This window comes from Pseudomonas sp. NFACC39-1 (genome assembly GCF_900110355.1).
In the GTDB taxonomy this organism is placed as follows: Bacteria; Pseudomonadota; Gammaproteobacteria; order Pseudomonadales; family Pseudomonadaceae; genus Aquipseudomonas; species Aquipseudomonas tehranensis.
Window position 1 is genome coordinate 137,355 of the sequence record NZ_FODL01000010.1, and the last position, 18,508, is coordinate 155,862.

Here is an 18,508-nt window from a genome sequence, read left to right on the forward strand (position 1 = left end):
CTTTAGAAATCCAGACTGACCCCGACACTCACCCCCTGCTGAGTAAAGTCATCGTCCTTGCGCAGCGTATAACCGCCGCGCAGGGCCAGATCGTTGGTCAACTTGTGGCTGACCCCCAGGCTCAGGCGATTCAAATGACTCTGCGGCGTATAGCCTTCAAGCGTGAAATCATTGGCCGGCAGACTGTTGAGGGCGATGTTCACTTTTTGGGTGTCGTCTTCGTACTCGCGTTCGTGGGCATATTCGCCATACACCTGGGTCTGACGGGTGAAGTTGTATTTGCCTTGCAAGCCAATACCCAGGCGTTTCGAGTCGCGGGTCTGATCATTGAAGGTCAGGGCGGTGGAGCGGCTACTCTTTTCTGAATAGCCGTCGACTTCCACCTTCGCATAATCGGCGCTGATAAACGGTGACAGGTGCCACTGGCTGCCCGGTTGGGCGATGTCGTAGCCCAACCGCGTGCTGAATGCCCACAGATGACCGTCGGTGTCGCCCTTTTCCTGCGCCTCGTTGACGCCCAGGTCGAATTTTCTCTCCAGGTTGTCGTAGTCGAGCTTGCCGCCGGTCAACGCCGCATCGGCCCACCAGCGGTTTTGCTGGAACTGGGCGAAAGCGGTAGCCAGGTAGCTGTTGAGCTTGTAGTCCGAATCGTTGCTGCCTGCCTCCATGTCCTGGCGGTAGAAACCGGCGGCTACACCCACGCGCCAAGCCTCGTTGAGACGATAGCTGCCCCCGACATTCAGGCTGTAGCCGCTGCCGTCGGCGCTGGCGCCACTGCTTTGACTGTCCATGTCCAGATGCTGGCCGCCGCCGGCGACAATTGCCCGCCATTGGCCGACGGCCTGCCAGTCCTCCCAATCCGATTGCCACTGGCTGCGCAACTCATCCTGATGGGCGCGCAGGGTCGAGTGAGCCATTTCCGGCAGCAATGTCAGCTCCCATGGCGCCGCAAGTAGGGAAAAGGCGTAATCGGCGATCAGTTGCTGGCCAGACTCGGTGGGGTGGACCGAGTCGTTATAGATCAGCTTGGTGGGGTCTGGCGTCGCACTGTTGATGCCATAGGTGGGGTTTTCCGTACAGCCGTTGCCGCTGAAGCAGGTGGCGGTGAGGTTCTCGCCAGTGGCGAGGCCGAATCGTGCTGGATCGGCGAAACTTTCCTGCAGCAATAGCGGAACGTTCAGTGGAATGATTTCGGCATCAATGCCTTGCAGCCGCGTGACCAGTTGCTGGTTGAACTGGTTGCTGAGCTGCGAAACGGCGTCTTGCAAAGGCGTGCCATTGAGCGCAGGGGTGAGGCCCAGATCGGGCAGCAGCCAGACCATCACATAACGGGCACCGGCGGTTTGCAGTACCTGGACACTGTCGGCCAGGCGGTCCGCGGCGGCGCTCGCCTGGGCGGGGGTCAGTACCAAGCCCTGGAGGAAGTCGTTACCGCCCCCGGAAAGGTAGTACAGCGCGTTCGGGTCGGCACGCAGGCCGTTGGACAGCAGGTATCCGTCACGGCTGCGCTCACCCGTGTCGGAAACGCCGGTAATCGACTCGAGGATCTGGTCGGTACGATACCCGCCCACGGCCCAGTTGTTGCCATCGGCCTGGCCTTCGCTAGCACGAACCGCCGAGGTGGATGCCGCGGTTTCATCGGCGGAAAAGCCCAACCGTCCGCCCAGCAGTTGGGTGGAATTGAGGGAATAGGATTCGCCGCTTCCGTCGAGATAGAGCGGGCCTGTGCGGTTGGTAAAGCGTTGCGTGGCCCCTGACGGACCGTCCGGGTCGGCAAACTGGCCGGCATCGTTGAGGCTGTCGCCAAACACGATGAAGCTGGAGTAGGGATTGGGCGCGGCGCTCGCTTGGGCGCAGGCCATCGCCAGCAGACAGCCGGCCATTGGTACGAACAACGTTTTTCTTAGCATGAGAAAGTCCGTTTTTATCTTATTGTTGTTAGAAAACGAAACGACAGTACCAAAAACTTCCGGCGTTTTGCCATCCATCAGGTACATCGCGATTGTTTCCAAGCCCTTCGGGGATCGTCATATTGCGTGCTCCGCCCAGCTAAGCTACTGTGCCGGAACGTATGAACGAGACTTTCCCCGTGTCGATTATCAGCAAATTTCCGGATCAACTGATCAAGGCACACGCCCGTTGGCGTTGGCGCGCCTGAACGTTCTCTGCCGGCCTGGCCGGACCTGTACCGATTTGCCTTCTTTACCCGCTTGAACGTCGCTTCGCTGGCCCATCACACGCCTCGCCAAGCGCAGCACCGCGCGGGTCACTCTCCGAAGGCTGTATTTCAAGTCAGTGAATTCAATAGGTTGCTTACGCCATGTTGCTGATGATCGATAACTACGACTCTTTTACCTACAACGTTGTGCAGTACCTTGGCGAGCTGGGCTCCGAGGTCAAGGTCGTGCGCAACGACGAACTGACCATCGCCGAAATCGAAGCCCTCAAGCCCGAGCGCATCGTGGTCTCTCCCGGCCCTTGCACGCCGACCGAAGCGGGCATTTCCATCGAAGCCATCAAGTATTTCGCCGGCAAGCTGCCGATCCTGGGTGTCTGCCTGGGGCACCAGTCGATCGGCCAGGCCTTTGGCGGCGAGGTGGTGCGCGCCCGGCAAGTCATGCACGGTAAGACTAGCCCGGTATTTCACGAGAACAAGGGCGTATTCGAAGGTCTGAATCTTCCGCTGACTGTCACCCGCTACCACTCCCTGATCGTCAAGCGCCAAACCCTGCCAGATTGTCTGGAGCTGACCGCCTGGACTCAGCTCGAGGACGGCTCTGTGGATGAAATCATGGGGCTTCGTCACAAAACGTTGAATATCGAGGGCGTGCAATTTCACCCCGAGTCTATTCTCACCGAACAGGGTCACGAGCTGTTCGCCAACTTCCTCAAACAAACCGGCGGCACGCGCTAAGGACTTTTCATGGATATCAAGACAGCCCTGAGCCGTATCGTCGGCCATCTCGACCTGAGCACCGACGAGATGCGTGATGTGATGCGCGAAATCATGACCGGCCAATGTTCGGATGCGCAGATCGGCGCGTTCATGATGGCCATGCGCATGAAGAGCGAGAGCATCGATGAGATCGTCGGTGCCGTTTCGGTCATGCGCGAGCTGGCGGACCAGGTCGAACTCAAGACCCTGGATGGCGTGGTGGATGTGGTAGGCACCGGCGGGGACGGCGCCAATATCTTCAACGTTTCCACTGCCTCGGCCTTTGTCGTCGCCGCGGCCGGTTGCACCGTCGCCAAGCATGGCAATCGTGCGGTCTCCGGCAAGAGCGGCAGCGCCGACCTGCTGGAGGCGGCGGGGATCTACCTGAACCTGACGCCAGTACAGGTGGCGCGTTGCATCGATAACGTGGGTATCGGTTTCATGTTCGCCCAGACCCACCACCGTGCCATGAAGTACGCTGCCGCGCCGCGTCGTGATCTGGGCCTGCGGACGATGTTCAACATGCTCGGCCCGCTTACGAATCCGGCCGGCGTGAAGCATCAAGTGGTAGGTGTGTTCAGCCAGGCATTGTGCCGGCCTCTGGCCGAGGTCTTGCAGCGTCTGGGTAGCAAGCATGTGCTGGTGGTCCATTCGAAGGATGGCCTGGACGAATTCAGCCTGGCTGCACCGACGTACGTGGCGGAATTAAAAAATGATCAGATCAGCGAGTATTGGGTCGAACCTGAAGACCTGGGCATGAAGAGCCAGAGCCTGCATGGACTGGCGGTGGATGGGCCGGCCCAGTCGCTGGAACTGATTCGCGATGCCTTGGGGCGCCGCAAGACCGAAAATGGCCAGAAGGCCGCCGAGATGATCGTACTCAATGCGGGCGCCGCGTTGTATGCGGCGGATCACGCCAGCAGCCTCAAGCAGGGCGTGGAACTGGCCCATGATGCGTTGCACACCGGCCTTGCCAGGGAAAAACTCGAAGAGTTGGGTGCATTTACCGCCGTATTCAAAGTGGAGAACGAAGGATGAGTGTGCCAACGGTTCTGGAAAACATTCTGGCTCGCAAGGCTCAAGAGGTGGCCGAACGTAGTGCTCGGGTCAGTCTGGCAGAGCTGGAAACCTTGGCGCGGGCAGCGGATGCGCCGCGTGGCTTTGCCAAGGCGCTGATCGATCAGGCCAAGCAAAAGCAGCCAGCGGTGATTGCCGAAATTAAAAAGGCGTCCCCCAGCAAAGGCGTGATTCGTGAACACTTTGTCCCCGCCGATATCGCCAAGAGCTATGAGAAGGGCGGTGCGACTTGCCTCTCGGTGCTGACCGATATCGATTTTTTCCAGGGCGCCGATGAATACCTCAAGCAGGCGCGGGCGGCGTGCAAGCTACCGGTGATTCGCAAGGATTTCATGATCGATCCTTACCAAATCGTTGAAGCCCGCGCGCTGGGCGCAGACTGCGTGTTGTTGATCGTTTCCGCCCTGGACGATGTGAAAATGGCCGAGCTGGCGGCGGTCGCCAAAGGCGTGGGCCTGGATGTCCTGGTGGAGGTCCACGATGGCGAGGAGTTGGAGCGGGCCTTGAAGACCCTCGATACTCCGCTGGTCGGCGTGAACAACCGCAACCTGCATACTTTTGAAGTCAGCCTGGAAACGACTCTGGATTTGTTGCCGCGTATCCCGCGTGATCGCTTGGTGATCACCGAGAGCGGGATCCTGAACCGGGCCGATGTCGAGCTGATGGAAGTCAGCGATGTGTATTCGTTCCTGGTGGGCGAAGCGTTCATGCGCGCGGAAAATCCGGGTACCGAGTTGCAACGTCTGTTCTTCCCTGAACGCGGCGTTCCGATAAGCGGTTCGACACTGGATTGATTCAATGTCGCCCGTGATTTCCCTGACCGTCGAAGCCGGTCTGCAAGCCGAACAGGATTTGCTGGCCAGCATCTGTGCAGGCGACGCTGAGTTCGGCGTGTTGTTCTGGCAGCCCAACGATCGCGCGCTGGTCATGCCTCGTCGTTTGAGTCGTTTACCGGGGTTCGAACACGCCTGCCAGATCTCGGCGGCCCACGGCTGGCCAGTGCTGCTGCGCGAAACCGGCGGTGAGCCGGTGCCGCAGTCTGCCGCCACCGTCAATATCGCCCTGGTTTACGCACCGCCGCGTAGTGAAGGCGACCATGGCCGCATCGAAACCGGTTATCGCCGGTTGTGTGATCCGATCTGCCAGTTGTTGGATGAACTGGGTGGGGTGGCTTCGTTAGGTGAAGTCGAGGGCGCGTTCTGCGACGGTCGATTCAACGTCAATCTCGACGGCCGGAAAATGGTCGGCACCGCTCAGCGCTGGCGTCAGAGCAAGGGTGGTCAACGCCCGGTGGGTCTGGTGCATGGAGCCCTGTTGCTGGAGAACGAACGCGAATCGATGGTTGCCGCGGTCAATCGTTTCAATGAGGCCTGTGGCCTGGCGCAGCGAGTGCGCGCCGAGAGTCATATTGCCTTGCATGAAAAATTCCCAGCGCCGCACGCGTTGCAGCGGCTTGAGGTACTGTACCGGGAACTGCTGACCAGGCTGCTCGCCTAACGCGTCCCAAACACCACCATGGTCTTGCCTTTGACGCTGACCAGGTTGCGCTCTTCCAGATCCTTGAGCACACGACCGACCATCTCCCGCGAGCAACCAACAATCCGGCCGATTTCCTGGCGGGTCACCTTGATCTGCATGCCGTCCGGGTGGGTCATGGCATCGGGTTGCTTGCACAGTTCCAGCAAGCAGCGGGCGACGCGACCGGTCACGTCGAAGAAGGCGAGGTCGCCCACCTTGCGGGTCGTGTTGCGCAGGCGCTGTGCGATTTGTCCGCTGAGGACGTAAAGAATGTCGGGATCCTGCACCGACAGTTCCCGGAACTTGCTATAGCTGATCTCCGCGACCTCACATTCGACCTTGGCCCGTACCCAGGCGCTACGTTCCTGTTCTTTGCCTGCCTGTTCAAACAATCCAAGTTCGCCGAAGAAGTCCCCGGCGTTGAGATAGGCGATGATCATTTCGCGACCGTCATCATCCTCGATCAGGATCGTGACCGACCCTTTGATGATGAAAGACAGGGTGTCGGAGCGATCGCCAGCGCAGATGATGTTGTGCTTGGCCGGGTAGCGGCGACGCTGACAATGCATCAAGAGTTTGTCGAGATTCTTGATCTTGGGTGTGGGAGTAATGGCAACCATGGTTGTATCCCGAAAGACTGCGCGATGTATTGATTTGGATTTTTTGTGGGGCGCGAATGGCAATCGCGATAGCTGGCCATACGCCAGCTAATTGGCGCCAGCTTAACAGAGGCGCCCCTAATTGATTTGAGAATTTACCTACGTGTATTTGTCATGCGTCCTAAGGCAGAAGCCGCCGTGGCGGGGGGCTGTGCTAAGCTGGCGACCCTTTTTTCAGACAGTGGAGTCTTGGCGATGAAGGCACGCATCCAATGGGCTGGCGAAGCCATGTTCCTCGGTGAGTCAGGTAGCGGTCATGTGGTCGTCATGGATGGCCCGCCAGAAGCCGGAGGTCGGAACCTGGGTGTAAGGCCGATGGAAATGCTCCTGCTGGGCGTGGGCGGCTGCAGTAACTTCGACGTGGTCAGCATTCTTAAAAAATCGCGCCAGGCCGTCGAAAGTTGCGAAGCCTTCCTGGAAGCGGAACGCGCCACCGAAGACCCGAAAGTGTTCACCAAGATTCACATGCATTTCGTGGTGAAGGGACGTGCCTTGAAGGAAGCCCAGGTCAAGCGCGCCATTGAGCTGTCAGCCGAGAAATATTGCTCGGCTTCCATCATGCTCGGCGCCGCCGGAGTTGAAATCACCCACGATTATGAAATCATCGAATTGGGTTGAATCGACATCCAACCATCATAAAAGCAGTGCAAGCTCTGGCGATCAGAAGCCGACCTCTGCATAATGCGCCACTTTTTTCAGGGCAGTGATCGGTCCACCGACCGGTCCCTTGTCTGGACAGACAACCAAAATCGCCATCGCGAAGAGGTGTTAACCGTCCTACGCAGGTGCGTCGTTCGCATCTGACGGGCATGCTTGATCACGCGGCCAGGCCGCAATACATAGAGAGTTTTCAAACGGTGAAAAGCAAACTCAAGCTCCATGGGTTCAATAACCTGACAAAGACCTTGAGCTTCAACATCTATGACATCTGCTATGCGGAAACCCCGCAGGACCAGCAGGCCTACGTCGAGTACATCAATAAAGAGTACAACGCCAAGCGCCTCACGCAGATCCTCACGGAAGTTGTCGATATCATTGGTGCCAACATCCTGAACATCGCCAGTCAGGACTATGAACCCCAAGGCGCCAGCGTGACCATTCTGATCTCGGAAGAACCGGTGACACCGACCGACAGTCAGATCGAAGAGTCCCCGGGCCCATTGCCGGAAATCATCCTGGCCCACCTCGACAAGAGCCACATTACGGTACATACCTACCCGGAAATACACCCGGTGGATGGTATTGCGACGTTCCGTGTGGACATTGACGTGTCGACCTGTGGCGTCATTTCACCGCTCAAGGCACTCAATTTCCTGATTCATCAGTTCGACTCGGACATCGTGACGGTGGACTACCGCGTGCGTGGGTTTACTCGCGACGTTGAAGGCCATAAGCACTTTATTGATCACGAGATCAACTCGATTCAGAACTATCTCTCCGAAGACACTCGCGACGCGTACCAGATGACCGACGTGAACGTGTACCAGGAAAACCTGTTCCACACCAAAATGCTGCTCAAGAACTTCGAGCTTGATAACTACCTGTTCGGGGACGCCACCAGCAACCTCTCTGCTGAACAGCGGGATCAGGTGGAAGACCGTGTCAAACACGAGATGCTGGAAATTTTCTACGCGCGCAACATGCCGCGCTGAAGGTTTCAGCTACAAAAAAGGCGGCTCCCCAGGGGAGCCGCCTTTTTTAGTGTCTGTAGAACGTGAATGCACGCTCAGGCATGCAACGCTATGGTATGGGAATAGCCCCTCGCCACCCTTGCACGATCAGATTCGATAGGTGCTCTTGGTCATGACCTTGGCCAACAGGCTCATGCCAAACTTCACCGGCGCTGGAAAACGAAACCCGCCGGCCTCAAGCGCACTTTCGGCGTGGTGCTCTTCATCCTCGCGCATCTGCTTCAGAATCGCCCGGGACTTTTCGTCCTCGGCCGGCAATTGCTCCAGGTGCTCATTCAGGTGTTTGCACACCTGATGTTCAGTGGCCGCCACAAAGCCGAGGCTGACTTTGTCGCTGATCAGCCCGGCCACTGCGCCGATTCCAAATGACATCCCGTAAAACAACGGGTTCAGGACGCTGGTATGGCTGCCCAGTTGGTGAATGCGTTGTTCACACCAGACCAGATGGTCGATTTCTTCCTCGGCGGCATGCTCCATCGCCTCACGTACTTGGGGCAGCTTCGCCGTCAGCGCCTGGCCCTGATACAGCGCCTGGGCGCAGACTTCACCGGTGTGGTTGATGCGCATCAGCCCAGCGACATGGCGGGTTTGCTCATCACTCATTTGCGCGTCCGGCTGCACGATAGCCGGCGATGGACGGTAGGGCTGACCACTGAAGGGCAGCAGCGTACGCATCGCGGTATCAGCTTGCAGCAGTAGGCGGTCAATCGGTGAGTAGTGACGTTGGGTAGTCATGCTTACCTCCGGGAAAAATCACGGCGGCCAGTTTAACTCAATCGGCCGCTCAGGATTTGCGTTGGGTCAGGGTATCAACCCGGCGGCCAATTCATCTGGCGCTGCCCAAGCACATGCATATGAATGTGATAGACGGTCTGTCCCCCAAGTTCATTGCAGTTCATCACCACACGAAAACCTTCTTCGCAACCCAGTTCAAGCGCCAGGCGCTGGGCAGTGAACAGGATATGCCCGGCCAAGCCTTTGTCTTCTTCGGTCAGATCATTGAGCGTGCGAATCGGTTTCTTTGGGATGACCAGGAAATGCACAGGTGCTTGCGGGGCGATGTCGTGGAACGCCAGAACTTGATCATCTTCGTAAATGATCTTGGCCGGAATCTCCCGGTTGATGATCTTGGTAAACAGAGTATCCACAGCTGTTTCTCCATTGGGTTAGTCGAGCTTGAGTGTACTTAAGGCGCGATTGGCGAGCCCGGTTTTTCACGGGAAAAGGCATTCAGCGGGGGCAGCAGGCCTTGTTGGTCATGCCGGCAATCGTGCGAACCAGCCATCGCGGGCCCAGTCGCGGCAACGCCGCCAGCCAGCGATTGCGGCGTCCAGGAATGATGATCGCGCGGTTTTTTTCCAGTGCGCGCACGGCATACAGCGCGACTTCCTCCGGGCTCATCAGGGTTTGGCTGTCGTTGAGTTTCTGTTCATTGAGCTGCGCCCTGGCGAAAAAGCTGGTTCGTGTCGGGCCGGGGCAAAGCACCGATACCTTTATTGCACTTTTTTTCAGCTCGACCCGCAGGGCTTCGGAGAAATGCAGCACATAAGCCTTGCTGGCGTGATAGGTGCTCATCCAAGGGCCAGGCTGGAACGCGGCGATCGATGCAACGTTCAGGATCTGGCCACCGCCCTGCAGCGCCATGCTGTTGCCCACCGAGTGACAGAGCCTCGTCAGGGCGAGAATGTTGACTTCGATCAGATCCTGCTCGGTCATCCAGTCCTGGCCCAGGAACGGCCCGCTGGTGCCGATACCGGCACAATTGACCAGCAAGTCGATCTGTCGCTCGCCTTCTTCCAGTTCAAGCAGAAAGCCTGAAAGCCTCAGCGGTTCTCCCAGGTCACAAGCCCGGAACAACACCTCCACGCCAAAACGCTGAGTCAGTTCGATTGCAATACTTTCCAGCCGATCACGCTGTCGAGCCACCAATATCAGGTCGCGACCGCGGCGGGCGAGTGCTTCGGCCATTGCCAGGCCAATGCCACTGGAGGCGCCAGTGATCAGAGCGTAACGGGTCATGCAGTTCTCCATCGCAACGGCCCGTCGCCAGTGGACTGAGCTGTCACCGGCACGAAGCGCGCTTATTGTTCCTCTTCATAGTCTACAGAAGGCGCAGCAGGCTCGGCTGCTTCGACGGCTGGTTCTGCTGTGTCTTCATCAATGAGCTCGCTGCTCTCATAGCTGCTCAAGGAACTGCTGTCGTATTCCTCTGTGATGCCGCTGAATGCCCCGGCCATTGCGGCAAGGAAAGCCACCACGATCATGACAATCCACAGCGACGAAAGTACCTTGACCGCGGTGCTGTTGGGCGGCGGCGGGGGGCCATAGCGATTGGCGCCGGTGTTGCCGGGCAAGGCCATGAGTACGAAGGGGAAGACACTGCCCACGAACGGTACCAGGTTGAGCAACCACAACCACCCGGACCAACCCAGGTCGTGCAGGCGCTGGACGCTGAACTGGATGCTTACATAAGCAAAGCCCAGTGCGATGATCAGTCCCAGCAGGCCGCCGACGATCATTGCCGCCGTGGAGCTGGAGGCGAGGAACCAGGTCAAGCCCAATGAAAAGGCTGTGCCCACCACAAACAGCATGACCAGAGTCAAGACCATGGTCCAGCCCAGGAAGCGTAGTCGTCCAATGCGCCCTTCGAAGCTGAAGGGCTTGAGCGTGCTGTACTCGGCCATTGCTTCACCCACCTCGGCTCGGGGTGGCGCGTAGGGCGATACCGGGTCGATGATTGAGTCCGGGTGGCGTCCGTTCGACGGCAGCGGCGAATGCTGTACCTCGTCCAGGTTCAGTTCGAGGGAAGGCTCGGCTTCGATTCGAGCATCGATCCCGCTCTTGTTGAGAGCCTCCAGGTACTTCTGCGCTTCGGCCTGGGACAGGTTGCTTTTAAGCGCTACCTTGCGCCCGCTGAACAACCGCTCAATGGCACTGACATCGCTTTTGAACAGTTCAGCCAGGTTAAGCTTGGCTGTGGTGGTATCGACACCCGGCAGCAGGGCTCCATCGAATACGATATTGAAACGGGTTTCGCTCATGCCAGGCATCCTTGTCTCATAAGGTTAAGCAATGGTTTTGATCCGGTTGATTTCAGCGGGGCCATTGGCCGCCCAGTTGTGTCGCGCGGGCCTGCGCCTGCCGGTATTCTTCATCCAGGCGTGCCACTAGCTGATCGACACTTGGCAGATCATGGATTTCACCCACACCCTGGCCTGCGGACCATACGGTTTTCCAGGCCTTGGCTTCATCGTTCAGCGGCTTGAGTTTTGAACCGAAATCCACCTCACCCTTGCCCTGCAGGGCGGCCAGGTCGAAACCGGCGTTTTCCAGGCTCTGGCGCATGAAGCTGGCCGGCACCCCGGACACCGCAGGAGTATGCACGATGTCTGCGGCTCTGGATGTGAGCAACATCTCTTTATAAGCGTCAGGCGCATGGCTTTCGGTCGTGCCGATAAAGCGTGTGCCGAAGTAGGCCAAATCCGCGCCAAGCAGTTGGGCGGCCAGAATCTGATGGCCGTGGTTCAGGCATCCCGCAAGCAGCAGGGTTTTGTCGAAGAATTGTCGGATCTCGGCGACCAGTGAGAAAGGGCTCCAGGTGCCGGCGTGGCCACCTGCGCCGGCGGCGACCGCGATCAAGCCGTCGACACCGGCTTGGGCGGCTTTCTCGGCATGACGGCGCGTGGTGACATCGTGGAATACCAGTCCACCATAGCTGTGAACCGCATCCACCAGTTCTTTCACGGCGCCCAGGCTGGTGATGACAATCGGAACTTTATGCTCGATGCAGATGGCCAGGTCGGCTTGAAGCCTCGGGTTGCTGTGATGGACGATCAGGTTCACGGCATAGGGCGCCGGGTTTTCCATGGTTGCCAGGCCCGCTTCGATTTCTTCCAGCCAGGCTTTGAAACCACTGCTTTCGCGCTGATTGAGTGCCGGAAAGCTGCCGACGATTCCGTTGCGGCAGCAGGCCAGTACCAACTGTGGATTGGAAATCAGAAACATCGGCGCTGCCACGACGGGCAGGCGCAAACGTTGTTCAAGCAGAGCGGGCAGCGACATCGGAAGTACCCCGGATAGGTGGTGCTGATTGAAAGTTAGAACGGCCGAACCACGACCAGAATTACGATAGCCAGCAATATCAGAACCGGCACTTCATTGAACCAGCGATAAAAGACATGGCTGCGGGTGTTTTCGCCACGGGCGAAGCGCTTCAATTGTGCGCCGCACATATGGTGATAACCGATCAGCAGCACCACCAGGGTCAGCTTGGCGTGCATCCAGCCGCCTTGAGTGAAGTAGGCTGCTGCGTTGAGGCTGAGCAGCCAGATGCCGAATACCAGGGTGGCGATCATCGACGGCCCCATGATGCCGCGATACAACTTGCGCTCCATGACGATGAAGCGTTCTTTACTGACGCTGTCTTCGCTTTGGGCGTGATAGACGAACAGGCGCGGCAGGTAGAACAGGCCGGCGAACCAGCAGACCATGCTGACGATATGAAGTGCTTTGAGCCATAGATAGAGCATTTTGGTGTATTCCCAGATTCACGGTAGCCCGATAGTAGAGGCTAGAGCGGCCACACGTCACCTTGGCGGTTGTCGCCGGGCCGCGCGGCCCCTATCATCGACAGCTTTCCAGTGGGTTCGTTGAGGGCAGGTATATGGTCAAGGTCGGTATCGTCGGCGGCACGGGTTACACCGGTGTCGAACTGCTGCGTCTGTTGGCACAGCATCCGCAGGCTGAGGTGGTGGTCATTACCTCCCGATCCGAGGCTGGACTGGCCGTCGCTGACATGTATCCGAACCTGCGTGGCCATTACGATGGCCTGGCGTTCAGCGTTCCGGACATCAAGACCCTCGGGGCCTGTGATGTGGTGTTCTTCGCCACGCCTCACGGTGTTGCCCATGCTCTGGCAGGCGAGCTGCTGGCCGCCGGGACCAAGGTCATCGACCTGTCGGCAGATTTCCGTCTGCAGGACGCTGAAGAGTGGGCCAAATGGTACGGCCAGCCACACGGTGCGCCGGATCTGCTGGACGAGGCGGTCTACGGCCTGCCGGAAGTCAATCGCGAGAAAATCAGGCAGGCACGGTTGATCGCTGTCCCGGGCTGCTATCCAACGGCAACGCAACTGGGTTTCCTGCCGCTGCTCGAGGCGGGGCTTGCTGATGCGTCGCGTCTGATCGCCGACTGCAAGTCCGGTGTCAGCGGTGCCGGCCGGGGTGCCAGTGTCGGCTCGTTGTACTCTGAAACGTCGGAAAGCATGAAGGCGTATGCAGTCAAAGGTCACCGTCATCTGCCGGAAATCCGCCAGGGGCTGCGTCGCGCTGCAGGCAAGGATGTCGGCCTGACTTTCGTGCCGCACCTGACGCCGATGATTCGCGGCATTCACTCCACGCTGTACGCAACCGTCGTCGACCGTTCCGTGGACCTGCAAGCGTTGTTCGAGAAGCGTTATGCCAACGAACCGTTCGTCGACGTGATGCCGGCCGGCAGCCACCCTGAAACTCGCAGCGTGCGCGGCGCGAACGTTTGCCGGATCGCGGTGCATCGCCCGCAGGATGGCGATCTGGTAGTGGTGTTGTCGGTCATCGATAACCTGGTCAAAGGCGCGTCCGGTCAGGCTGTGCAGAACTTGAACATTCTGTTCGGGCTGGATGAGCGTCTGGGTCTGTCCCATGCCGGGATGTTGCCCTAAGGCTACTCTGCGGCGGCAAGCTTGGGACGACCCGCTTGCAGCTCAGAGCTTGTAGCTTGCCGCTGTCCTTCAAATAGTTGACCGATTTTCTAGGAGAAGCGGATAATGCGCGTCATCACGCATTATGGCGGCGTAAGCGCCGGGAGATATTCAGCATGAGCGTCGAAACCTTCACCCCCACGGCTTTGCAATTCACCCACGGTGCCGCGCACAAGGTGAAGAGCCTGGTCGATGAGGAGGGGAATGATCGTTTAAAGCTGCGCGTTTTTGTGACGGGCGGCGGTTGTTCGGGTTTTCAATACGGCTTCACTTTCGATGAGGAAGTGGCCGATGACGACACCATCGTCGAGCGAGAAGGTGTCAGTCTTGTGGTCGATCCGATGAGCTTCCAGTACCTGGCGGGTGCTGAGGTGGATTATCAGGAAGGACTGGAAGGATCGCGGTTCGTCATCAAGAACCCTAACGCCACCACAACCTGTGGATGCGGTTCTTCGTTTTCGATCTGAGGCTTTAAATAAGAACGCCGCAGCGCCTTACGGCTCTGCGGCGTTTTGCTGTACGGCGAAAAAATGGATTCAGGCGGGATAGATGGCGCCGAGTATGCGCAAACCCCGTGCACCGGTGACACTTGGGCGATTCGCTGCAATGCCTTCAAGGCAGCAATGGGCCAACCAGGCAAAGGCCATGGCTTCGACCCAATCCGGGTCTACACCGTAAGTGGCCGTGCTGCTAACTTGGGTGTTTGGCAGTAAATCGGCCAGCCGCTTCATGAGTGTGCGGTTGTGCGCGCCGCCGCCGCAAACCAGCAGCTCTTGAGTGTTGGTCTGGGCATTTTGCAGCGATTGGACGATGGTCAGGGCAGTCAGTTCGAGTAGTGTTGCCTGCACGTCTTCAGGGGCGAAGACCGGTAAGTGCGACAGGTGCTGGGTCAGCCAGGACAGGTTGAACACTTCGCGTCCTGTGCTTTTAGGGCCTTGAGTGACAAAGAAAGGGTCGCCAAGCAGGGCCTTTAGCAGAGCCGGTTCGACTTTTCCGCTCGCAGCCCACAGACCATCGCGATCAAAGTGCTCGCCCCGTTGCTGATGTATCCAGGCGTCCAGCAATACGTTGCCAGGGCCGCAATCGAAACCGGCTACGGGCTTTTCGGGTTCTATCAGGCTGAGATTGCTGAAGCCGCCGATATTCAGTACGGCGCGATTGCCGACCCGTTCTTCAAACAATGCTTCATGAAACGCAGGAACCAGCGGGGCGCCTTGTCCGCCAGCAGCAACATCGCGACTGCGAAAATCGCTGACGACGGCAATGCCGGTCAATTCGCTCAATAGTGCGGGGTTGCCGATCTGCACGGTAAAGCCGCGGGCCGGTTCGTGCCGTATGGTCTGGCCATGGCTACCGATTGCCCGGATAGCTTCAGGTTTGAGCTTCTGTTCGTCGAGCAACGTGTGGACGCCCTGCGCAGCCAGCCTTACCCAGTTTTGTTGGGCAATGGCTGAGCGAGCGATCTCATCGGGCCCGCTGCTGCACAACTCGAGCATTTCGGTGCGCAGGGAGGCGGGCATGGGGATGTAGTGCGTGGCGACCAACTGGATCGCCGGATTCAGTTCGATCAGCGCGATATCCAGTCCATCCAGGCTGGTGCCAGACATCACGCCGATATAGTGCGCCATGGCTTAGCGCTTGCTCGAGGCGAGCATGGTGGCTTTTTCCTGGTCCATGCGAGCCATCAAGGGTTGGCTCTGAGCCAGGAAGCGGGAACGCTCGGACTTGGCGATCGGATCGGCCATGGGGAGCTTCTGTCCCAGCGGATCAACGTGAACGCCGTTGACCTGGAATTCATAATGCAAATGCGGCCCGGTGGACAGGCCGGTAGTGCCAATGTAGCCAATCACTTGGCCTTGCTTGACGCTGCCGCCGGTCTTCACGCCTTTGGCGAAGCCCTGCATATGACCATACAGCGTACGGTAAGTGTTGCCGTGCTGGATGATCACGGTGTTGCCATAACCACCCCGACGTCCGGCCAGCAGCACTTTGCCGTCTCCGGCGGCCTTGATTGGCGTGCCGCGGGGAGCTGCGTAGTCGACGCCTTTGTGGGCGCGGATCTTGTTCAGGATTGGATGTTTGCGGCCTACGGAGAATCTTGAACTGATACGGGCGAAATCAACCGGGGTGCGGATGAATGCCTTGCGCATGCTGTTGCCGTCGGCAGTGTAATAGCTGCTGTTGCCCTGTTTGTTGGTGTAGCGCACCGCCGTGTAGGTCTTGCCGCGATTGGTAAAGCGCGCAGAAAGAATAGGGCCGTTGCCGACGCTTTTTCCGTTGACCATTTTCTGTTCGTAAATAACGTCGAACTCGTCGCCCTGGCGAATGTCCTGAGCGAAGTCGATGTCGTAGCCAAACACACTGGCCATGTCCATTGTCAGGCTATGGGAAAGGCCGGCGCGTGCGGCCGATTGCGACAATGAGCTGTTGATGACGCCATGGGCGTAGGCTGAGTGCACGGTTGGTTTAGTGATGACGCGGTTGAACGCATAACCCTTGTCGTTTTTGCTCAGGGTGATGCTTTCCAGGTCGCTCAGCTTGGTGTGCAAGCTGGTCAGTTGGCCGTCAGGACTGAGTTCGAACTCGAGTTTCTGCCCCCTCTGTAGCCGAGCGAACTGTTTGGCTTTCTTGTCGCTGGCCAAAACTTCGTGGACCAGGGTCGACGGCAGGCCAACCTTTTCGAAGAGAGTGGAGAGCGTGTCGCCTTTGGCAACTATGACCTCATGGTGGCCCGGGTCCTTCTTTTCTTCGACTGCGGGCTCCGCTTGGGCGGACGCGGGAGTGTCTTCAGCGTTGTTTTCGATCTGCGCGAAGGGGGAGGCCGCGGCCTCGTTTGTGGCTTGGACGGCTTCGGCAGCGTCTTGATCTTGTGTCAGTTGTTCAGCAGGACTTTCCAGTTCGAGACTCAGCGTCGTCTTTTTGGCTTCAACATCGCTGGAAGGAAATACCAGGAGCGCCAGGCTAAGAAGGGCGGCAATACCACTTGCAGCGAGCAGGTGGGTCTTGGGGTAAAGCGGCGGCGCTTTGGATGGTTCTGTGGTCATAGGTAATTTGACTTTTGAAGAGATGAATTGGAAAAGATGAATGACATGATGAAGATGAAATAACTGTATAAAATATAACCAAATCACCTGCGAAGCAAGCCCGCGGACATTCTGTCCGTGGATTGGTGTCCGCGCGCCCGGCAAACCTTGTATTTGGTGCGCGATCTTGTATGGTTGGGTCCCTTTGAATCTGAGCCTTGCGGGTCTGTTATGAAGTCGGTTGAAGAGCAGCTAGCGCTGATCAAGCGTGGTGCAGAAGAGTTGTTGGTCGAGTCCGAGCTGATTGAAAAGCTCAAGCGTGGGCAACCGCTGCGTATCAAGGCTGGTTTCGACCCGACGGCACCCGATCTGCACCTGGGTCATACCGTGCTTATTAATAAGCTGCGTCAGTTCCAGGACCTGGGGCATCAGGTCATCTTCCTGATAGGTGACTTCACTGGGATGATCGGTGATCCGAGTGGCAAGAGCGCGACGCGCCCACCGCTGACTCGCGAGCAGGTTCTTGATAATGCCGAGACTTACAAGACTCAGGTCTTCAAGATCCTTGATCCGGCCAAGACCGAAGTCGCTTTCAACTCCACCTGGATGGATCAGATGGGGCCGGCGGATTTCATTCGCCTGACCTCCCAATACACCGTGGCTCGTATGCTCGAGCGCGATGATTTTGACAAGCGCTATAAAACCAGTCAGCCGATCGCCATTCATGAATTCCTCTATCCGCTGGTTCAGGGCTATGACTCGGTCGCATTGCGTGCTGACGTCGAACTCGGCGGTACGGATCAGAAGTTCAACCTGCTGATGGGGCGCGAGCTTCAGCGTGGTTATGGTCAGGAAGCCCAGTGCATTCTGACCATGCCTTTGCTGGAGGGGTTGGATGGTGTGAAGAAGATGTCCAAGTCGTTGGGTAACTATGTGGGTATCCAGGAAGCGCCGGGTGTTATGTACGGCAAGCTGGTTTCCATTCCTGACGTGCTTATGTGGCGTTACTTCGAATTGCTCAGCTTCCGTTCCATGGATGAGATCAACGCATTCCGTGCGGATGTTGAGGCTGGGGCAAACCCGCGGGACATCAAGATCAAACTGGCTGAGGAGATTGTCGCGCGTTTCCATGGTGAGGAGGCTGCGGCCAATGCCCATCGTGCGGCGGGCAATCGCATGAAGGATGGCGAATTGCCGGATGATCTGCCTGAGATCGAATTGACTGCGGCCGAAGATATGCCGATTGCGGCCGTCCTTAATAAGGCAGGCCTGGTCAAGAATGCTGCGGCCGCGCGAGATCTTCTTGGTTCGGGTGGCGTGCGCATTGATGGTGAGGTGGTGGATCGCGCCTACATATATAAGCTGGGCGCTACCCATGTCTGTCAGGCTGGCAAGAAGGCTTTTGCGCGTATCGTGCTGAAGCCGGAATAAAAGCTGAAATTAATACTTGACGGCAAATTATGGGCGTCTATAATTCGCCCCACTTCCGGCGCAGTCGAAACGGAAAACTCTTTGAGTTTCAATGAGTTAAGTAGGTTTCGAAGGTGCGGGGCTTCAGGTTATCGAAGCTCGGGAAGTAGTTGGTGGGGCGGTTTTTCTGGCTCCGTTAACGATTCGATCTTCTCGATCGAAAGCGGTCAAAAAGAGGTGTTGACAGCAGCGAGTAACGCTGTAGAATTCGCCTCCCGCTAACGAGAGATCGGAAGCGCAAGTGGTTGAAGTTGTTGATGTTTCTTAAGCGAAACTTTGAAAACTTCTTAAAATAACCGCTTGACAGTTACACCGGGCGCTGTAGAATGCGCGCCTCGGTTGAGACGAAAGGCTCAGCCCACCGCTCTTTAACAACTGAATCAAGCAATTCGTGTGGG

General features: G+C 57.8%; 19 protein-coding genes. 9 read left to right on the forward strand and 10 right to left on the reverse strand.

What is annotated here, in order from left to right:
- Window positions 1-2 precede the first annotated feature (2 nt).
- A complete protein-coding gene (gene estP / locus BMY45_RS20950; protein WP_092401010.1) occupies window positions 3-1,910 on the reverse strand; it encodes an esterase EstP in 1,908 nt (635 codons plus the stop codon).
- A 410-nt stretch (window positions 1,911-2,320) separates the two neighbouring features.
- Here estP and BMY45_RS20955 point away from each other — a divergent pair, with 410 nt between their 5' ends.
- The 4 genes from BMY45_RS20955 to BMY45_RS20970 are packed head-to-tail and all read left to right on the forward strand — an operon-like array spanning window position 2,321 to window position 5,509.
- Window positions 2,321-2,914 (forward strand): aminodeoxychorismate/anthranilate synthase component II, encoded by a 594-nt coding sequence (locus BMY45_RS20955; RefSeq protein ID WP_092400964.1) that lies wholly within the window; start codon window positions 2,321-2,323, stop codon window positions 2,912-2,914.
- Window positions 2,915-2,923: 9 nt separating this feature from the next.
- Window positions 2,924-3,973, forward strand: a complete 1,050-nt coding sequence (gene trpD, locus BMY45_RS20960) for an anthranilate phosphoribosyltransferase (RefSeq protein WP_092400967.1) — start codon at window positions 2,924-2,926, stop codon at window positions 3,971-3,973.
- On the forward strand, window positions 3,970-4,806 hold the full coding sequence (trpC, locus tag BMY45_RS20965) for an indole-3-glycerol phosphate synthase TrpC (RefSeq protein WP_092400970.1): 837 nt from the start codon (window positions 3,970-3,972) through the stop codon (window positions 4,804-4,806). Before trpD ends, trpC begins: the two co-directional genes overlap by 4 nt.
- A 4-nt stretch (window positions 4,807-4,810) precedes the next feature.
- Entirely contained in the window at window positions 4,811-5,509 is a 699-nt protein-coding gene (locus tag BMY45_RS20970; protein ID WP_092400974.1) for a lipoate--protein ligase family protein, read from the forward strand.
- On the opposite strand, the gene crp is transcribed toward BMY45_RS20970, so the two are convergent.
- Window positions 5,506-6,150 (reverse strand): cAMP-activated global transcriptional regulator CRP, encoded by a 645-nt coding sequence (gene crp / locus BMY45_RS20975; RefSeq protein ID WP_047228049.1) that lies wholly within the window; start codon window positions 6,148-6,150, stop codon window positions 5,506-5,508. The two genes, BMY45_RS20970 and crp, sit on opposite strands and share 4 nt — an antisense overlap.
- 234 nt (window positions 6,151-6,384) lie before the next feature.
- Between crp and BMY45_RS20980 the strand changes: the two genes are divergently transcribed.
- Both BMY45_RS20980 and speD read left to right on the forward strand, forming a co-directional pair.
- Complete coding sequence (locus BMY45_RS20980) at window positions 6,385-6,807, forward strand: OsmC family protein (protein WP_003206127.1); 423 nt, start codon at window positions 6,385-6,387, stop codon at window positions 6,805-6,807.
- Between the two features lie 239 nt (window positions 6,808-7,046).
- Entirely contained in the window at window positions 7,047-7,841 is a 795-nt protein-coding gene (gene speD, locus BMY45_RS20985) for an adenosylmethionine decarboxylase (protein WP_047228048.1), read from the forward strand.
- 126 nt (window positions 7,842-7,967) lie between these two features.
- On the opposite strand, the gene coq7 is transcribed toward speD, so the two are convergent.
- The 6 genes from coq7 to hemJ all read right to left on the reverse strand — a co-directional run bounded on the left by coq7 (window position 7,968) and on the right by hemJ (window position 12,409).
- The gene (gene coq7 / locus BMY45_RS20990; protein WP_092400977.1) at window positions 7,968-8,615 is read right to left on the reverse strand and encodes a 2-polyprenyl-3-methyl-6-methoxy-1,4-benzoquinone monooxygenase; all 648 of its coding nucleotides are present in this window, start codon (window positions 8,613-8,615) and stop codon (window positions 7,968-7,970) included.
- A 74-nt stretch (window positions 8,616-8,689) separates the two neighbouring features.
- The gene (locus tag BMY45_RS20995) at window positions 8,690-9,028 is read right to left on the reverse strand and encodes a histidine triad nucleotide-binding protein (RefSeq protein ID WP_003316306.1); all 339 of its coding nucleotides are present in this window, start codon (window positions 9,026-9,028) and stop codon (window positions 8,690-8,692) included.
- Window positions 9,029-9,110: 82 nt separating this feature from the next.
- Entirely contained in the window at window positions 9,111-9,899 is a 789-nt protein-coding gene (locus tag BMY45_RS21000) for an SDR family NAD(P)-dependent oxidoreductase (RefSeq protein ID WP_092400980.1), read from the reverse strand.
- Window positions 9,900-9,961: 62 nt separating this feature from the next.
- Window positions 9,962-10,921, reverse strand: coding sequence for a DUF805 domain-containing protein (locus BMY45_RS21005; RefSeq protein ID WP_092400983.1), 960 nt, complete (start codon window positions 10,919-10,921; stop codon window positions 9,962-9,964).
- Window positions 10,922-10,973: 52 nt separating this feature from the next.
- Window positions 10,974-11,942, reverse strand: a complete 969-nt coding sequence (locus tag BMY45_RS21010; RefSeq protein WP_092400986.1) for an NAD(P)H-dependent flavin oxidoreductase — start codon at window positions 11,940-11,942, stop codon at window positions 10,974-10,976.
- A 35-nt stretch (window positions 11,943-11,977) separates the two neighbouring features.
- Window positions 11,978-12,409, reverse strand: coding sequence for a protoporphyrinogen oxidase HemJ (gene hemJ, locus BMY45_RS21015; RefSeq protein ID WP_092400989.1), 432 nt, complete (start codon window positions 12,407-12,409; stop codon window positions 11,978-11,980).
- A 134-nt stretch (window positions 12,410-12,543) separates the two neighbouring features.
- On the opposite strand from hemJ, the gene argC reads away from it, so the two are divergent.
- Both argC and erpA read left to right on the forward strand, forming a co-directional pair.
- Window positions 12,544-13,578, forward strand: coding sequence for an N-acetyl-gamma-glutamyl-phosphate reductase (gene argC / locus BMY45_RS21020; RefSeq protein WP_047228042.1), 1,035 nt, complete (start codon window positions 12,544-12,546; stop codon window positions 13,576-13,578).
- Window positions 13,579-13,733: 155 nt separating this feature from the next.
- Window positions 13,734-14,084 carry an iron-sulfur cluster insertion protein ErpA gene (gene erpA / locus BMY45_RS21025; protein ID WP_003206114.1) on the forward strand — a complete coding sequence of 117 codons (351 nt, stop codon included), beginning with the start codon at window positions 13,734-13,736 and terminating at the stop codon, window positions 14,082-14,084.
- 69 nt (window positions 14,085-14,153) lie between these two features.
- Here the strand turns inward: erpA and BMY45_RS21030 are convergent, their stop codons facing one another.
- Both BMY45_RS21030 and BMY45_RS21035 read right to left on the reverse strand, forming a co-directional pair.
- On the reverse strand, window positions 14,154-15,245 hold the full coding sequence (locus tag BMY45_RS21030; protein WP_092400992.1) for an anhydro-N-acetylmuramic acid kinase: 1,092 nt from the start codon (window positions 15,243-15,245) through the stop codon (window positions 14,154-14,156).
- A 3-nt stretch (window positions 15,246-15,248) separates the two neighbouring features.
- Entirely contained in the window at window positions 15,249-16,661 is a 1,413-nt protein-coding gene (locus tag BMY45_RS21035) for a peptidoglycan DD-metalloendopeptidase family protein (protein WP_092400995.1), read from the reverse strand.
- A 210-nt stretch (window positions 16,662-16,871) separates the two neighbouring features.
- Here BMY45_RS21035 and tyrS point away from each other — a divergent pair, with 210 nt between their 5' ends.
- Window positions 16,872-18,071, forward strand: coding sequence for a tyrosine--tRNA ligase (tyrS, locus tag BMY45_RS21040; protein ID WP_076383442.1), 1,200 nt, complete (start codon window positions 16,872-16,874; stop codon window positions 18,069-18,071).
- Window positions 18,072-18,508 lie beyond the last annotated feature (437 nt).

What these genes read in the sequence shown, in the direction of transcription:
- erpA (WP_003206114.1), top strand. Translation starts at nt 13,734, where the DNA reads ATGAGCGTCGAAACCTTCACCCCCACGGCTTTGCAATTCACCCACGGT.
- BMY45_RS21030 (WP_092400992.1), bottom strand. Translation starts at nt 15,245, where the DNA reads ATGGCGCACTATATCGGCGTGATGTCTGGCACCAGCCTGGATGGACTG.
- BMY45_RS20980 (WP_003206127.1), top strand. Translation starts at nt 6,385, where the DNA reads ATGAAGGCACGCATCCAATGGGCTGGCGAAGCCATGTTCCTCGGTGAG.
- BMY45_RS21035 (WP_092400995.1), bottom strand. Translation starts at nt 16,661, where the DNA reads ATGACCACAGAACCATCCAAAGCGCCGCCGCTTTACCCCAAGACCCAC.
- argC (WP_047228042.1), top strand. Translation starts at nt 12,544, where the DNA reads ATGGTCAAGGTCGGTATCGTCGGCGGCACGGGTTACACCGGTGTCGAA.
- BMY45_RS20955 (WP_092400964.1), top strand. Translation starts at nt 2,321, where the DNA reads ATGTTGCTGATGATCGATAACTACGACTCTTTTACCTACAACGTTGTG.
- trpD (WP_092400967.1), top strand. Translation starts at nt 2,924, where the DNA reads ATGGATATCAAGACAGCCCTGAGCCGTATCGTCGGCCATCTCGACCTG.
- tyrS (WP_076383442.1), top strand. Translation starts at nt 16,872, where the DNA reads ATGAAGTCGGTTGAAGAGCAGCTAGCGCTGATCAAGCGTGGTGCAGAA.
- BMY45_RS21000 (WP_092400980.1), bottom strand. Translation starts at nt 9,899, where the DNA reads ATGACCCGTTACGCTCTGATCACTGGCGCCTCCAGTGGCATTGGCCTG.
- trpC (WP_092400970.1), top strand. Translation starts at nt 3,970, where the DNA reads ATGAGTGTGCCAACGGTTCTGGAAAACATTCTGGCTCGCAAGGCTCAA.
- BMY45_RS21005 (WP_092400983.1), bottom strand. Translation starts at nt 10,921, where the DNA reads ATGAGCGAAACCCGTTTCAATATCGTATTCGATGGAGCCCTGCTGCCG.
- hemJ (WP_092400989.1), bottom strand. Translation starts at nt 12,409, where the DNA reads ATGCTCTATCTATGGCTCAAAGCACTTCATATCGTCAGCATGGTCTGC.
- crp (WP_047228049.1), bottom strand. Translation starts at nt 6,150, where the DNA reads ATGGTTGCCATTACTCCCACACCCAAGATCAAGAATCTCGACAAACTC.
- BMY45_RS21010 (WP_092400986.1), bottom strand. Translation starts at nt 11,942, where the DNA reads ATGTCGCTGCCCGCTCTGCTTGAACAACGTTTGCGCCTGCCCGTCGTG.
- estP (WP_092401010.1), bottom strand. Translation starts at nt 1,910, where the DNA reads ATGCTAAGAAAAACGTTGTTCGTACCAATGGCCGGCTGTCTGCTGGCG.
- coq7 (WP_092400977.1), bottom strand. Translation starts at nt 8,615, where the DNA reads ATGACTACCCAACGTCACTACTCACCGATTGACCGCCTACTGCTGCAA.
- BMY45_RS20970 (WP_092400974.1), top strand. Translation starts at nt 4,811, where the DNA reads ATGTCGCCCGTGATTTCCCTGACCGTCGAAGCCGGTCTGCAAGCCGAA.